Origin of the sequence: Gluconobacter sp. Dm-74, assembly GCF_018256135.1 — a bacterium.
Classification (GTDB): domain Bacteria; phylum Pseudomonadota; class Alphaproteobacteria; order Acetobacterales; family Acetobacteraceae; genus Gluconobacter; species Gluconobacter cadivus.
Map to the genome: position 1 here is coordinate 19,535 of NZ_JAERLX010000005.1, position 13,616 is coordinate 33,150.

Annotated in this window: 15 protein-coding genes; 6 read left to right on the plus strand and 9 right to left on the minus strand. The window is 61.2% G+C overall.

The window, feature by feature from the left end; all coding sequences use genetic code 11:
• Positions 1–35: 35 nt before the first annotated feature.
• The 4 genes from JK208_RS09005 to JK208_RS09020 all read right to left on the minus strand — a co-directional run bounded on the left by JK208_RS09005 (position 36) and on the right by JK208_RS09020 (position 2,763).
• Positions 36–938 carry an EscD/YscD/HrpQ family type III secretion system periplasmic domain-containing protein gene (locus tag JK208_RS09005; RefSeq protein ID WP_211575713.1) on the minus strand — a complete coding sequence of 301 codons (903 nt, stop codon included), beginning with the start codon at positions 936–938 and terminating at the stop codon, positions 36–38.
• A 108-nt stretch (positions 939–1,046) separates the two neighbouring features.
• Entirely contained in the window at positions 1,047–1,235 is a 189-nt protein-coding gene (locus JK208_RS09010) for a hypothetical protein (protein WP_141306867.1), read from the minus strand.
• 166 nt (positions 1,236–1,401) lie between these two features.
• The gene (locus JK208_RS09015; protein ID WP_211575718.1) at positions 1,402–2,082 is read right to left on the minus strand and encodes a hypothetical protein; all 681 of its coding nucleotides are present in this window, start codon (positions 2,080–2,082) and stop codon (positions 1,402–1,404) included.
• A gap of 261 nt (positions 2,083–2,343) precedes the next feature.
• Entirely contained in the window at positions 2,344–2,763 is a 420-nt protein-coding gene (locus tag JK208_RS09020; protein ID WP_211575721.1) for a lytic transglycosylase domain-containing protein, read from the minus strand.
• A gap of 137 nt (positions 2,764–2,900) precedes the next feature.
• Here JK208_RS09020 and gspG point away from each other — a divergent pair, with 137 nt between their 5' ends.
• Positions 2,901–3,344, plus strand: coding sequence for a type II secretion system major pseudopilin GspG (gene gspG / locus JK208_RS09025; protein WP_211575725.1), 444 nt, complete (start codon positions 2,901–2,903; stop codon positions 3,342–3,344).
• Here gspG and JK208_RS09030 read toward each other — a convergent pair.
• From JK208_RS09030 to JK208_RS09050, 5 genes are all read right to left on the minus strand, one after another.
• Positions 3,321–4,178 carry a type II secretion system protein GspK gene (locus tag JK208_RS09030; protein WP_249202056.1) on the minus strand — a complete coding sequence of 286 codons (858 nt, stop codon included), beginning with the start codon at positions 4,176–4,178 and terminating at the stop codon, positions 3,321–3,323. The genes gspG and JK208_RS09030 overlap by 24 nt on opposite strands.
• A 1-nt stretch (position 4,179) precedes the next feature.
• Complete coding sequence (gene gspD, locus JK208_RS09035) at positions 4,180–6,489, minus strand: type II secretion system secretin GspD (RefSeq protein ID WP_211575729.1); 2,310 nt, start codon at positions 6,487–6,489, stop codon at positions 4,180–4,182.
• 35 nt (positions 6,490–6,524) lie between these two features.
• On the minus strand, positions 6,525–7,154 hold the full coding sequence (gene gspM, locus JK208_RS09040) for a type II secretion system protein GspM (RefSeq protein ID WP_211575731.1): 630 nt from the start codon (positions 7,152–7,154) through the stop codon (positions 6,525–6,527).
• 5 nt (positions 7,155–7,159) lie between these two features.
• Positions 7,160–8,086 (minus strand): PilN domain-containing protein, encoded by a 927-nt coding sequence (locus JK208_RS09045; protein ID WP_211575736.1) that lies wholly within the window; start codon positions 8,084–8,086, stop codon positions 7,160–7,162.
• A 248-nt stretch (positions 8,087–8,334) separates the two neighbouring features.
• Entirely contained in the window at positions 8,335–9,162 is an 828-nt protein-coding gene (locus JK208_RS09050; protein ID WP_349291974.1) for a prepilin peptidase, read from the minus strand.
• Between the two features lie 52 nt (positions 9,163–9,214).
• Between JK208_RS09050 and JK208_RS09055 the strand changes: the two genes are divergently transcribed.
• From JK208_RS09055 to JK208_RS09075, 5 genes are read left to right on the plus strand one after another with little or no spacing between them, the layout of a single operon-like run.
• On the plus strand, positions 9,215–10,906 hold the full coding sequence (locus JK208_RS09055) for a GspE/PulE family protein (RefSeq protein WP_211575738.1): 1,692 nt from the start codon (positions 9,215–9,217) through the stop codon (positions 10,904–10,906).
• Positions 10,903–12,153 carry a type II secretion system F family protein gene (locus JK208_RS09060; RefSeq protein WP_211575740.1) on the plus strand — a complete coding sequence of 417 codons (1,251 nt, stop codon included), beginning with the start codon at positions 10,903–10,905 and terminating at the stop codon, positions 12,151–12,153. Before JK208_RS09055 ends, JK208_RS09060 begins: the two co-directional genes overlap by 4 nt.
• Positions 12,137–12,604 (plus strand): Tfp pilus assembly protein FimT/FimU, encoded by a 468-nt coding sequence (locus tag JK208_RS09065; protein WP_211575742.1) that lies wholly within the window; start codon positions 12,137–12,139, stop codon positions 12,602–12,604. The genes JK208_RS09060 and JK208_RS09065 overlap by 17 nt, the downstream gene beginning before the upstream one ends.
• The gene (locus JK208_RS09070; protein WP_211575743.1) at positions 12,594–13,007 is read left to right on the plus strand and encodes a prepilin-type N-terminal cleavage/methylation domain-containing protein; all 414 of its coding nucleotides are present in this window, start codon (positions 12,594–12,596) and stop codon (positions 13,005–13,007) included. Before JK208_RS09065 ends, JK208_RS09070 begins: the two co-directional genes overlap by 11 nt.
• The gene (locus JK208_RS09075; protein ID WP_211575745.1) at positions 13,004–13,603 is read left to right on the plus strand and encodes a prepilin-type N-terminal cleavage/methylation domain-containing protein; all 600 of its coding nucleotides are present in this window, start codon (positions 13,004–13,006) and stop codon (positions 13,601–13,603) included. Before JK208_RS09070 ends, JK208_RS09075 begins: the two co-directional genes overlap by 4 nt.
• Positions 13,604–13,616: the final 13 nt, after the last annotated feature.

The window sequence follows — 13,616 nt, forward strand, 5'->3', positions numbered from 1 at the left end:
TGTACTGTCTCCGGCTGATCTACCGGTGAGGCAGATCAGTACTTGAAGTTAATAGGCCGTAAACCCTTGTGCATTATTACGGTATGTTTCCGTATCTCTGAAAGAGACAATCCTGTGACAATTTCAGTGCCAACCCGATAGCGCTGCGAATGCACGACAATATTGGGATTTTTTCCGCTCCAGACGGCCTGAATGGGCACATCAACCGGCGCCGCCTCTGGCGCAACTGAGACATTCGAAACCCAGACAGCCTGCGTTCCGAAAGACGCATCGAACCATTTTTCGATGTCCCGGAATGTTTTCATCTCCTGAGCCGAGAGGCTTCCATCGATGATGATGACGCCGGAAGATACACTGACCTTCAGTTCGGGAAGATTGTTTTTCGTTAGTTGCTGCACGACGAGACGGCCAAGTTCGGCATCGCTGACCGGCTGCTGCAGAGAGGCTGTTTCCAGATCTGGCGCACGGGAAGCGGAGATGCTGGCTGTTTTGTGCGCGGGCGTCGCGGAGTGTGACAATGCCTGTATCACGACGAGCATTAGAACTGTTGCCATTCCCCCGACGATCATGAGCGTGGGATTGGTTTTTCGTTTTGTATTGGGAATATCTTCGGCTGCGGGGATAAACGTTCCTGGCGAAGCCGCGATGGTGCCATCAGAACCCAGATGAAGTGAGACGGGACCAAGCCGGAGTGTTGCAGGACCTGTGACGGTCGTGCTCTCACCAGGCGGAAGCGCCACCGTATTCACAACGACATCCGGTGCGAGGGCGTGCAGCAGATAGATACTGTCAGACTGTTGCCTGATCGAAAGATGTTGTGCCGCGATGCCGTCATCGAGCAGCGCCATGCTCGCATCTGGGCCTGAGCCGATAATGACAGGCTCTGTGCCGAACGTCATGACGGCATCGCTGTGCAATCCGTTCTGAACAACCAGCATGATGCATCCCGGCTTGGGAGGACGGATCCTCCAGATGGTAAAAACGGAAAATGGCCCGCACGACGAGGTCTGCCCCCGGCATGCAGGCCATGTCCGACGATGCGGAAATCAGTCCTTCGTGAAGGCGGACTTCGCGTTGCTTTCCATCGTCTGGGCAAAGTCGTTTGCAAATGTCTGGGCGTTGGAGATTTCAGACATCTGTTCCTGCTTCTGCAGGTTCTGGTCTTCCATGGCCTCGGACTCCTGCATGATCTGCTGCATGGTTGAGTCGCTGCTGGCAGAGATGGAACCGCTCATTTTGTTCTCCATGACATTGTTAGTGACTAAAAACAGCGCCGTTTTCTCTCAGCGCCATTCGGAAGCTCACATGAACTCCCGAAAACCGTGACGTTCGTAACGAACGTCTGAACACGCTCTGCATTCTCCCGCCGCCCCGAAGAAGCGTCGGGCAGAATGCCGGGCGTCAACCCAGTGCAGACTTCAGTTCGGATGCAGCAGAGTTGCTGTTGAACGTGCCGGACTGAATTTCGCTGGCGAGCATCTTCGCAACATCGGCAAGGTTGTTGTTGCCGGCGTTCGAGGCTTCGCGAGCCAGAGCATTAAGGTTGTTGAACTCATCCGAGCCGGACTTGCCGGACTGCAGGGCGTCCGCAATCGTGTCGACGTTGTTGCTCAGCGCATCGACGCTGTTGCCCTGAAGAGCCTGCTTGATGGCATTGCTGCTGCCGCGCTGGTCGTAGGTACCATCCGACAGGCTGCGACCGATATTGCCCGCAACGGAAGAGTCGAGGCCGTTACCCTGCTGGCTGGCTTCCGACGAAACAGCCTGGGCGTACTGCTGCAGGGTGTTGCCGTTCGTGCCATTCATGTCGACGAGCGTCTTCAGCGTTTTCATGTCGTCGCTGAGATTGCCGGTCAGGGACAGGCCCGTGTTTCCAACGGGTGTAGGTGTCGAAGACCCTGTGTCGGACGAACCCGTGCCCGAGGCGTTGCCGCTGGCTTCCATTTCCTGCAGGAGCTGGATCAGGGCCTGCTCCATTTCCTGTGCCGTTTCCGTGCTCAGGTTCTGGCCGGTTGCTGAAGTGTTGAGGTCGCCCGTGCTCGTCGGGCTAAATGTTGTGTTGTAACTGTCAACCGTGGACATACTGCTCTCCACATCAGGAAATCTGCGATCAGAGAGAAAGGTATTACTTACCCTCTTGCCCGAACTTCCCATCGGCTGCGGTTGCAGATCTCATGGTCGTTTCGGCCTGAAGAAAGAGATATTTGAGCAGTCTGACCGGAACCTGACGTAAAATCTGCCAACACTCATTTCCGGTTAAAACGCGTCAATATTCACTGAATTGCAATCAAAGGGACAGGACCGGGGCGTCGCGGTTTCCACCCTTGAATGTTGAGGCAGAGATCATTCCTGAGGGTTGTGTCCAGCCGCAAACAGACGTCTGGCCTGTTGGAGAACCCGCTTCTGATAAGCGGAATTCAGCTGGGGCGTATGAGAATGATAGTTTCCCACGGCCTGAAGAAGGTCTCCATGCGTCTCGTTGAGGTAACTTCGCAAAATAAGAGCCGAGGCAGCGATATTGAAGCATCCGTCCGAGACAAGACGCGCAGCCGTCTGTGTAGCGGGCATGCGGGTGATCTGGGAAAGGAGGCCGATCCACTGTGTGTTGATCTGCATCAGCCCCAGATCGTCGGAGCCGTTCGTGTTGTGATGCACGAGGCCAATGGCGCCGCGTTCGACTTCCCAGATGGCGGGCAGGACCCGTGGGGGAAGATCATACCGGATAGCGGCTGCGAGCATACAGGCCAGAAGGGGAGCGGGCATGGCAGACCTGTCGGGATGTTTTGTCCCGAATGAAGAAATTATGAAGACAGCATTGTGAGCCTCGTCATGCGCTGGGCAGAGAAGGTTCAAGGCTTTAGTACCGTTTGACGAACGGTTAAAAAAGGTACGTCATCAAAATGTCATGTCCCAGACAGGTCTCCCGCGCCGAGCATCGCGATGATGCCGGTTTTACCCTTCTGGAAATTCTTGTGGTTCTGGCCATTTTGGGTTTGCTGGTCGGGCTTGTGGCGCCGGCTGCACTGCGCCAGTTGGGGGGCGCCCGCCAATCCGTCGTCAAGCAGTCGATCGCGCGGATCGGTACGGTTCTGGACATGTATAAGCTCGATACGGGCGATTATCCATCCACGGAGGAAGGTCTGGACGCGCTGGTCCATCGTCCGTCATCGGTGGAGAACTGGAACGGCCCCTATCTGAAGGGCGGCGTTGTTCCTGCCGATCCCTGGAACCATGCGTATGTCTATCACGCCCCATCGGAGCGGGAGGGACATGACTATGACCTCTGTTCTCATGGACCGAACGGCCGGGGCGAGGCGGGATCAGGAATGATCTGCAATCCCTGAAGGACTGCTGTCTGGCGTCATGGTTTCCAGACGGACTAGACGCCAGGGAATGGGGCGTTCATCAGGAAGCATAATGGCCTCGGCATGACGCCACATCCTGAAAGCACCGTGAAAGACGATGGCGTCCACGGAAACAAGAACGACGCCGTTTCCTTCGCTGTTCGGATCCGTCTGATCCGCCCCACTTGAAATTCCGGATTTCAGCAGAGCCTGCCGGACGGACGGATCGCCGGTGTGGAGATCGGGCAGCTCCTGCTGGGCAAAGGACAGATGCGGCTCCAGCCCCCCAAGCAGCAGGGGTGTCATGCCGGGAACGGCCGAAAGATCATCCAGATCATGAAACGGCAGCCCCTGTGACACACAGGCCGAGGCCTTGTCCGCCACATGAAATCCTTCACTGCGCCACGCTAGAAGCGTGGCTGCCAGAGAGGCGGCCTGATCGGATGGAAAACCCTGCGTCATCAGGAGCGCTGCCATCAGTGGTTGACTGGCAATGTTGGGATTGATCCTATCGCGTCGGATCTGACTGCGCGTCCTGACCTGAAACTCCGTGGCCTCAGGGCTGGAAGACCATTGACCCGCTGGGCGCGTGCGTCTCGTGGCGACGGCGTAGAGTTCCGTCGTGATGGCGGCGTCTGCCGTTGTCTGGAGCCGTGCTTTCCAGAGTGCCGTGCTTTCGAGGTTCAGCGACGCCCGGCCCAGCATCAGGGCCTGCGTGCCGATCAGGGCCAGAAAAGCGAGCGTCCAGAGCACCAGCAGCAGCGCAAACCCTGCCTCCGGTCCGCGCAGCGGGCCGCGTGGACGCAAGGGGAGCGACGGGGTGCCGGGCGGCATGTCAGTCGTGCAGTCCGACCGCTTTAAGAATGCGGTGCTGCGGATCTGCCGAGCCGGTCGGGGACATTCCGTTCATTTCGGTGGGCAGGAGCGCTGCGTGAAGAAGCTGTTCGCGCAGATCCTCCGTCAGGGCGTAGGCTTCGCTCTGGCTGTGGATGATATGGGGCGTGATGAGGATCAGGAGTTCCGTGCGGTTTCGCGTGTTGGTCTGGTTTGCCCCCAGCATCCCAAGGAGTGGAATATCCTTCAGCCAAGGCATTCCGCTGTTGTTGCGGTTGGACGTGTCTGAGATCAGCCCCGCCAGTCCGACCGTCTGACCGTCCGCGATGACAACGCGTGACGTAACCTGACGCTGGGAGAAGGTCGGGCTGTTGATGGACCCGCTGCCGGTTGTCGTCGTGTTGGAAGCCACGGAACTGACCTGCTGGGAAATGTCGAGCGTGACCGTTCCGCCATTGCTGACATGGGGGGTGACCTGAAGGATCACGCCCGTGGGCTGATAGTTGATCGAATTCGTAATGGTGGAATTCGACGTCAGAACCCCGGTGGTCGAGCCGGTCAGATACGGCACCATGTCGCCCACCATGAGGGAAGCGGGCTGGTTGTCCACGACCATCAGCTCAGGCGAGGACAGGACGCGTACTTTCGTGACGGCCTGAAGCGCGTTGATGACGAAGGGCGCTCCCCCCTGTCCCGATCCGCCGAGAACGAAACCCGGGAACGAACTGGAGAGCTGCGACGACACCAGATTGGCGCTTCCGAGAGACTGGGACGCATTGCTGAGAATGCCGTTTATTCCGCCCGATTTGAAAAAGAACTGCGTGCCGTAATTGAGCGAATCATTCAGCGTCACTTCGGCGACCGTGGCATCCACCCGGACCTGAAGGGGCATGATGTCCACCTTGCGGAGCATGGAGGCCACGGTCTCCATCTCATTGGCCGTGCCATAGACCAGAACGGCGTTGTTCTGGGTATCGGGAATGATGCGGATTTCCGCCGTTTCGGAATTATTGCCCGAACTGCCCAGACCCAGCCCGCCGAGCAGGGGATTATTCGAAATTCCGTCCTGTGCGGTCTGCGTCTGGCCGGCCTGGCCGTCCGAAGAGGAACCGTTCTGACCGGAGCCCGAGAGCTGGTTGCCCTGCTGGGAGGTTCCGCCACTGGAAGACCCGAAGCCCATCCCGCTGCCGAAGCTTCCCGAACTCCCGGAACCGGACGAGGAATTCTGGAAACCCGAAGAGGAGGTCTGGGCTTTTGCCGTGGGAACGGCCGTGACATGGCCGGGGGTGAAGGCCTGTTGCAGAACGTAGGCCACGTCGTTCGCCCGGCTGTTCTGGATGTAGAACACATTCCATTTCCGCACGGTTCTGCGACGCTGCGCTTCGATGACCGAAAAGGCACGACGGGCCTGATCCAGAAGGGCGGGAGTTGCAGCAATGACCATCACCGCTTCGATATGCGGCATGGGCACGACTTGCATCCGGCCCGCCAGCGCCTGTTCCTTTTTACTGCCCAGAGCAGCCTGAAGGGCCTGCGAGACTTCGCTGGCATTGCCGCTGGTTGCGGGGAACAGGGCATAGGACTGCCCGGCCAGCACATCGGAATCGAACGTCCGGACCAGCTCTTCCAGAGAGGCCCGCGTGGCGGGATCGCCCGAAATCACGACGGCATTTCCCGCCGGGGCCGCAACGATGTGGTCCCCGCCCTTGAGGATGGGCTGAAGCGCCTTCACCAGACTTTCAGCCGAGGTGTAGCGCAGCGGAACGATCGTGTTGCCTGCCGTTCCGCCGCCGGTTCCCGCCGTGCCCGCAAGGGTGGTCACGCGATAAATGCCGTTCTCCTCAACCAGCGCTGCGCCCGCGCCTGCGAGCGCGGTCCGGAAAACCGGCAGAAGCTGGTCCTGACGCAGCGGATGCGGCGTGCGCAGGGTGATGGTGCCGTGGACGTTTGAATCAACGAGATAGTTGGCCTGAAGCAACCGTCCGAGAATTTCGTCCGTAACCGACTGGATATCGGCGTCCACGAAATTGAGGGTCAGGGTTCCATTTTCGGAGGCGCCACCGCCCGTCTGACGAGTGCCGGAGGGCCGGCCATAACTCAGCATGCCGCCCCGAGCGGATTCCATGCTCCCGACCGGACCGTCAACGCGGGGCGTGGCCGTCTGGCCGTACAGATGTTTCGAGACCGGCAGGGGTGTCAGGTGTGGTGGCGTGGACGAACAGCCCGCCAGCAGGGCCAGCGGCGGAAGTGCTGCCATGAGGAGGAAACGGCGGGACATCCCGGAGATGGCAATGGACAGGGAAGCAGGCACGTTGTCTCTCAGTCTGTTCTGTCGGCGGAAAGGGATCATGGCCGGGGGGCGGTGGATGCCGCGATGGAGTGGGGATCGCGCAATGCGAGGATGGTGAAGGAAGCATCCAGGGCGCGCCCTTCAGCCATTTCGTCAATCGCCTGCGGGTTGCCGGACACGTCGATCCGGAGATCATCGACCAGCAGGCGCGGAGCAGTACTGTGGTTCAGAGCGTCCAGAAGACGGACCAGCACGGCATAGGAGGTGGTGAGGGAAACCCTCACGCCGAGCCTCTCGAACGCTCCGGCCCGGGAAACGGGGAGTGGTTCCATGCTCGTCGGCAGGGCCTGACCTTCAAGGGCGGTGTCGTGCACGATCTGCTGGAGGCGGGCAAGGGCCGTTTCCTGCGAGGTTTCACTGATCAGAAGCGTGCTGTCACGGGCCTGAAGCGATGCCGTTTGGGCCCGTTTTTCAAGATCGGGCAAGGTGTCCACGAGGATCTGCGTATGGGCAAGAATATCCTGCTGTTCGGCCAGATCGGCCTGTCCCTCGGCATACTGGTTCAGCAGAAGGGAGGCGGCAGAGGCGACCAGTACAAGTAGGACGACCGTCATGCCGAGGGCGAGAACGCGTCCTTTTCGTCCGTCGGGCAGACCGGACATGGGGGGTGAGGCGGAAGCGGACATCAGGCTCAGCCCGGAGCGTCAGCATGAAGGGTGAAAAGATCCTGCCGACGGTCTTCGGAGCGTGTGATCGGCCCCGAGAAAGCTGCGTTCGAAAACGCGGCGTGATGCTCCAGAATGCCGATCAGTTGCGTGGCCTGTGCGGACTGTCCTTCCAGCGAAACATGACGCTCATGGAGATGCAGTTCCGTCAGGAACGTCTCTTCCGGCAGGGCCTGCGTGAGCGTCTGCAACACGAGGAGGGACGATCCCAGCCTGTGTTCTTCCCGGCGGATGGCGGCTGGTCCCTGTGTGAAACCAGCGATGTCCCGTCGCAGCGCCTCGGCCTGCTGCTTTTCTGCGGACAGCGTGGAGAGAGCATGATCGAGCCGCAGACGCGAGATTTCCTGACGAATGAAGGGGGCTGCGATCAGGGCAAGACCCAGCAGGACGAGCAGGGAAGGCCGGATTTTCCTGACTTTCGAGGGCGTGCCAAGTGGCAGGGCGCCCTCCAGACCTTCGCACCGCAGATGCGTCGGGATGACGGCATGCTGCACCAGTTCCTGCATCGCCGCTTCAAAGGCACGATGCGGTGCCACGAGAAGGCGGAAGCCCACCTGACCGTTGCGCAGGGGAAAGGATTTCCCCGTTGGCGTGACAGTCCAGACGACGTCTTCGGGACGGAACGGGGTCAGTCTGTCCAGATCGTAGCCGATGGTCTGCACCGCATGGGGGACGGCTGCGCGGGGTAAAGTGAGTTCACGCGCAAGCATGGCACCGGCAGGCAGGACAAGGCAGACCGGCGCGGGACGGGCTGAAAGAAGGCTCTTCTTGCGGGAGGCCGGGAGCGGAAGGCGGGACAGGCTGTTGGGCGCGAGGGTGCCGTCACGCCGGACCGGGAGGCGCACATCCTGCCGCTGGTCCCGCCTCAGGGCGGCAGGCAGGAGCTCCGCCATACGGCTCACCCACCACCGGAAAACAGCCTCAGGCCCCGGTATCGACAGGATCATGCGTTAAGACAGAACATGGAAAAAGCGGGGAGGGGCCACCTGATGAAACGGTCCACATGAAAGGCAATGAAAAGCTTCGCGAGGCAATATCATTCCACCCCTGCACGATGACAGGGCTGGAATATTATAAATTCATGACAGTTCGAAAACCTCTCTGGTCCCTTCACAAGCGCATCGGGTAAGTCATCGCAGGATCACGAACGACACAGCATGAGACGCGCCAGCCAGATCGCCGCGGCAAGGCACGGGCCAAAGGGAACAAGGATCGTCATGTTGAAGCGCCCCGAGCGCATGGCCGTTGCCAGAGCCAGCACGATACCCAAGGCCGAACCCGCACCGATGACGACAGGCAGCGCGCCCAGCCCGACCCAGGCTCCGCCCATGGCCAGTAGTTTGACGTCCCCACCCCCGAGACCCTGCCTGTGACGGATCATCCGGTATCCGGCGGCAATGAGCGCGAAGATCAGCCACCCCGCCGCACTGCCGAGCGCACGGTCGAGCACGCCGTCCGTTCCGGCTGTGGCATATCCTTCCACAAGCCCCATCAGAAGCAGCGGCAGCGTCAGCATGTCGGGAAGCCGCAGGCAGGTCAGGTCAATCACGGACAGGGCCAGCAACCCCCAGCCAAGGATGCAGTCTCCTACAAAGGGCAGCGCGTCCCAGTCGGCCAGTTGGAAGGGAAGATCCTGAAAATGACCGGCGATCACGCGGGCCAGAAGGGCCATGGCGGGCACGGTGAGCGCTGCAAGTTCGATCCACAGATGCTCTGGGGCAATCCGGCTCTTGCAGTGACGGCACCGCCCCTTCTGCGCCACATAGGACAGGATCGGGATCAGGTCGCGGGCAGACAGCGGAACATGGCAGCTTTCACAATGGGAGCGGCCGGAGACCACGGTTTCCCCTCTTGGGATCCGGCGGATGAGCACGCCCAGGAAACTCCCCGCAACCGGGGCCAGAAGGAAAACGGCAACAAGCAGGGAAACGGTCATGGCGATGGGACACTGGCGGATTTGCAGTTGCACGACAAGCTCATGAGAAGCGTCCGTCTGTCTCGTAAGACCGCGGGGGTTTTGCATGGTTTCGGCTGATGCGCGCCTTGAGGCTGCTCTGAGCGAGCGTGGCGTCTGCGAAGGTCGCGCGCTGGAACGTGCGCGGAACGTCGCGACTGAGACCGGGCAGTCTCTGGCGCTTGTTCTGCTCCAGCTCGGTCTGGTCAGCGAAGGCGATCTGGCCGCAACCTATGCGGCCATGCTGGACGGAACCGTTCTGACGCCGGAGGATCTGGCTGCCGTTCAGGAACCGGTCCTGCCTGACGATCTGGGGTCACGGTTCCTACATCAGGCACGGGCCGTTCCGCTGGACCATGCGCAGGGTACGCTGCGTCTGGCCATGGCGGATCCGCTGGATGATTATACTTCGGCCGCTGTTCAGCTTGCTACGGGCTGTGAGGTCCGGCGTGAGGTGGGGCGGCCGTCGGATATTTCAGCGATTTTGAACCGGCTTTATCCTGAGGACGGCGCGGACGGCTCCGGAGGGCAGGGTGCTTTCGACGCGGAAGGGTCTGCCGCGGAGGACGATACGGACCGGCTGAAGGATCTCGCCAGCGAAGCACCGATCATCCGGCTGGTGAACCAGTTGATTTTCCAGGCTGTGGAAACGCGGGCGTCGGATATTCATATCGAACCCTTCGAGGACCGGCTTGTGGTCCGGTATCGTTATGACGGCGTGCTGCATGAGGTGGATAGCCAGAGCCCGCGTCTGGCGGCTGCGATCGTGTCGCGCATCAAGATCATGGCCAAGCTGGATATTGCGGAGCGCCGGTTGCCGCAGGACGGGCGCATCAAGCTGGCCGTGCGCGGGCATGAGGTGGATTTCCGGGTTTCGACCGTTCCGTCGCTGCATGGGGAGACGGTTGTCCTGCGTGTTCTGGACCGCACGACCGTCAGTTTCGACTACAGCCGTCTGGGCCTTGCGCCCTCCGTCATCGCGGCATTCCGCTCTGCGCTGGAGATGCCCAACGGGATTGTTCTGGTGACGGGGCCGACGGGTTCAGGCAAGACCACAACGCTTTACACCGGACTGGCCGGGCTCAATGCGACCGAGCGCAATGTCATGACGGTCGAGGATCCGGTGGAGTATCAACTCTCGGGGATCAACCAGCTTCAGATCAGACCGGCCATCGGGCTGACATTCGCCAGTCTGCTCCGCGCCATTCTGCGTCAGGATCCGGATGTCATCATGGTCGGTGAGATCCGCGATATCGAGACCGTCCAGATCGCCGTTCAGGCGGCTTTGACCGGGCATCTCGTGCTGTCCACGCTGCATACGAATTCGGCTGCGGCGGCGGTGACGCGACTGCGGGACATGGGGCTGGAAGATTATCTCATGACGGCCGTTCTGCGCGGTATTCTGGCGCAGAGGCTTGTGCGGCGGCTGTGTGGACACTGTCGCCGTCCCGAAGCTGTCGATCCGGCACTGGCGCAGCGCCTGGGTCTTGATCCGGGGGCGTCGCACACGCTGTGGCATCCGGTGGGCTGTGCGGAGTGTCGTCAGACCGGCTATAGCGGCCGCAGTGCCGTGGCGGAATTCCTGCCGACATCGCGGGAGATTTCTCGCCTCATCATGGCAGGGGCGGACCATTCCGAGATCGAACAGGCCGCCGTTGCGGCAGGAATGGAAACGCTGTTTCAGGCGGGTCTGAGACTGGCGCTTGAAGGCGAGACGTCCCTTGAAGAGGTTTCGCGCATCATTGGGCATGACGGATGAGTGCGGAATCGGGTCCTTCCGAGACGTGGCACTACAGCGCGGTTGGCCCGGACGGACGGCTGGTGCATGGAGACATGCTTGCCAGCACCGAACAGCAGGTGATGCAGCGGCTGCAACGGCAGAAACTGATGGTCGTGCAGGTTGCACCCGCAACGCGGGGCGGCGCCGTGCAGGGCGGTGTGCGGATGCTGCTGGGGCGACGCCATACGCTTCGGCTGCGGCCTGCGGAGGTTGCGGATTTTACTCGCAAACTGGCAACTATGCTAGCCGCCGGGCTTGATCTGGACCGTGCTCTCAGGTTTCTGGGGGAAACGGCCGTGGGACCGCGCAATGGTCGGGTCATCGGCGCGTTGCGGGACCGCGTGCGGGATGGTGAGGCCTTTGCCGAGGCCCTTGAGACCATGCCCTCTGTCTTTCCAAAACTCTATGTGGGCATGGTCCGGGCCGGGGAAGCGGGGGGCGCGCTGGGAGAGGCTTTGCTGCATCTTTCGGAGCTGCTCGAACGGGAGAGAAAGCTCCGGGCGACCATCCAGTCCGCGATGATCTATCCGGCGGTTCTGGTCGTGGCGTCCGTGTTCTCGATCGTGCTTCTGCTGACGCAGGTGCTGCCGCAGTTCGTGCCTCTGTTTGAAGAAAATGGCGCCACTCTGCCGCTGGCAACGCGGATCGTGATTGCGACGGGCAGTTTCCTGACGCATTGGGGGCTGCTGCTGCTGGCCGCTTTCGGAATTGCGGGCGTCAGTATTCACGCCATACTTCGGAAGCCTGAGCGGCGGCTTGCCTTTGACCGTTTTCTGCTGCGGGTTCCGATCCTCGGATCGCTGCTGCTGGAGATCATGGCCGCCCAGTTTACCCGCACGCTCGGCACTCTGATGCAGAACGGTGTCCCCATTGTGGGGGCTCTGAGAATCACGGAAGGGGTGATTGGCAATACGGTGGGCGCGGCGTGTGTGAGCGAGGCCACGCGGGACATGCGCGAGGGGCGGGGCCTGGCCTATTCCCTGGAGCGGACGAAGGTTTTCCCCGAAACCATGATCCATTTTCTGCGCGTGGGTGAAGAAACGGCACAGCTTTCGGCCATTGCCCTGCGGTCCGCAGATATTCACGAGGATGCAAGCCGCGTCATCATCCAGCGTCTTCTGGCCATTCTTGTCCCGGCGATCACCATCATCATGGGCGTTCTGGTCGCCGGGATCGTCTCCGCGCTGCTTCTGGCGATGCTGAGCCTCAATGATCTTGCCCATTGACGCACAGAGCCGGGGGGAGGCCGGTTTTACCCTTCTGGAAATCATGGTGGTGTTGGCCATTGCCGGAATCCTGCTGGGTGTTGCGCTGGAGCGGGGACCGCTGCGCAGTGAGGCCCTGTCCTTTTCCGTGGCGCGGCGGCAGGTCGTGGATCTTCTGCATCAAGCGCAGGATCTGTCTGAAACCCGCGGTGAAACCGTGACGGTTCTGCTGGACAGCGCGGAGGGAACGTTCCTGACGGTTGAGGGGCACACACTCCGGACGACGCGCATTCACAAGCCTGCGCGGGTGTTTGTTCCGACGGTCTCGGGCGGGATGATGGCGCGGGCGTCTTACCGGTTCATGGCGGATGGGCGCGTGACGGGGGCGCCGCTGATGGTTGTTCTGGGGCATCATGCCGCCCTTGTCAGCTTCAGTGACGTGACGGGACGGATTCAGATCGATGAGCGCTGAACGGCCGGTTCGCACTTTGCGCCAAGATCAGGGTTTTACGCTGCTGGAAGTTATCGTTGCCCTGATGATTGCGGGTTTTGCTCTGGCGGCCATGCTGGGCTCGATCGAAGCCGGACTGGCGGGTGGGGGACGGGCGGATCATGGTCTGCGTCTGCTCTCTGTGGCCCGGTCGCAACTGGATGGTGCATTGGCCATGCCGTCTTTCCGGCCGGGGTCGCAGACCTATGACGTTCCGCCGCATTATCATTCCAGCGTGGACATCCGCCAGATTGCGGCGTCTCCCGCACAGGGGGAGCGGTCACCACTGGGGCTGTTTTCCGTCGAGGTGCGGGTGTGGGAAGACGGCGCGGCGCGGTCTGTATCCCTGTCGGGGAGGGCAGTCGGGGCTGCGGTGCAGGAATGAATCCAGATTCTGGAGAAGACGGTTTCACGCTGCTGGAAATTCTGGTCGTGACGGTCGTGTTCGGGCTGTTGTCCGTCGCCCTCTGGCAGGGTGTGGGAGTGGGAACGCGGGGCTGGTCGCAGGCGGAGCGACGTTATGCAGACGAAGCGACGTTTCAGGGGGGGGAGGATTCTCTGCGCCGTCTGATCGAGCGCGCGGAGACTCCCGATGTCCGGGGAGGCTCCGTTTTTTCAGGAGATTCGGAGCGGCTCGGTTTCGTGTCGTGGCTTCCGGAGCAGGGCGGTTACGGCAAGCAGGTTCAGGTGGCGTTTGGCGTGGATGCGGGCAAACGGCTGGTTCTGCGCTGGCGGCGGTTCCGCCGGGCGGACTGCGCCCTGCAACCTGAAGTTCCGCACGAAGAAACGCTGGCCCGCGACGTGGGGCGCGTTGAATTTTCCTATTACGGCGTCGTTGAGGGGCACTATGTCTGGCAGAAAACATGGGAAAGCCGGGTGCTTCCCCTGCTGGTCCGCATCCGAATGGAGCGCATCGACGGGCGGGAACTCTGGCCCGCCATTCTGGTGCGCCCGCTGCTCGCCGCTCCGGCGGGAGAGTGAGGATATGAGGGCA

Excerpts from the sequence above, each read along its gene's own strand:
- JK208_RS09060 (WP_211575740.1), top strand. The coding sequence starts at position 10,903 with ATGAGTGCGGAATCGGGTCCTTCCGAGACGTGGCACTACAGCGCGGTT.
- JK208_RS09070 (WP_211575743.1), top strand. The coding sequence starts at position 12,594 with ATGAGCGCTGAACGGCCGGTTCGCACTTTGCGCCAAGATCAGGGTTTT.
- JK208_RS09030 (WP_249202056.1), bottom strand. The coding sequence starts at position 4,178 with ATGCCGCCCGGCACCCCGTCGCTCCCCTTGCGTCCACGCGGCCCGCTG.
- JK208_RS09075 (WP_211575745.1), top strand. The coding sequence starts at position 13,004 with ATGAATCCAGATTCTGGAGAAGACGGTTTCACGCTGCTGGAAATTCTG.
- JK208_RS09015 (WP_211575718.1), bottom strand. The coding sequence starts at position 2,082 with ATGTCCACGGTTGACAGTTACAACACAACATTTAGCCCGACGAGCACG.
- JK208_RS09020 (WP_211575721.1), bottom strand. The coding sequence starts at position 2,763 with ATGCCCGCTCCCCTTCTGGCCTGTATGCTCGCAGCCGCTATCCGGTAT.
- JK208_RS09005 (WP_211575713.1), bottom strand. The coding sequence starts at position 938 with ATGCTGGTTGTTCAGAACGGATTGCACAGCGATGCCGTCATGACGTTC.
- JK208_RS09010 (WP_141306867.1), bottom strand. The coding sequence starts at position 1,235 with ATGAGCGGTTCCATCTCTGCCAGCAGCGACTCAACCATGCAGCAGATC.
- JK208_RS09055 (WP_211575738.1), top strand. The coding sequence starts at position 9,215 with ATGGTTTCGGCTGATGCGCGCCTTGAGGCTGCTCTGAGCGAGCGTGGC.
- gspG (WP_211575725.1), top strand. The coding sequence starts at position 2,901 with ATGTCATGTCCCAGACAGGTCTCCCGCGCCGAGCATCGCGATGATGCC.
- JK208_RS09065 (WP_211575742.1), top strand. The coding sequence starts at position 12,137 with ATGATCTTGCCCATTGACGCACAGAGCCGGGGGGAGGCCGGTTTTACC.
- gspM (WP_211575731.1), bottom strand. The coding sequence starts at position 7,154 with ATGTCCGCTTCCGCCTCACCCCCCATGTCCGGTCTGCCCGACGGACGA.
- JK208_RS09045 (WP_211575736.1), bottom strand. The coding sequence starts at position 8,086 with ATGGCGGAGCTCCTGCCTGCCGCCCTGAGGCGGGACCAGCGGCAGGAT.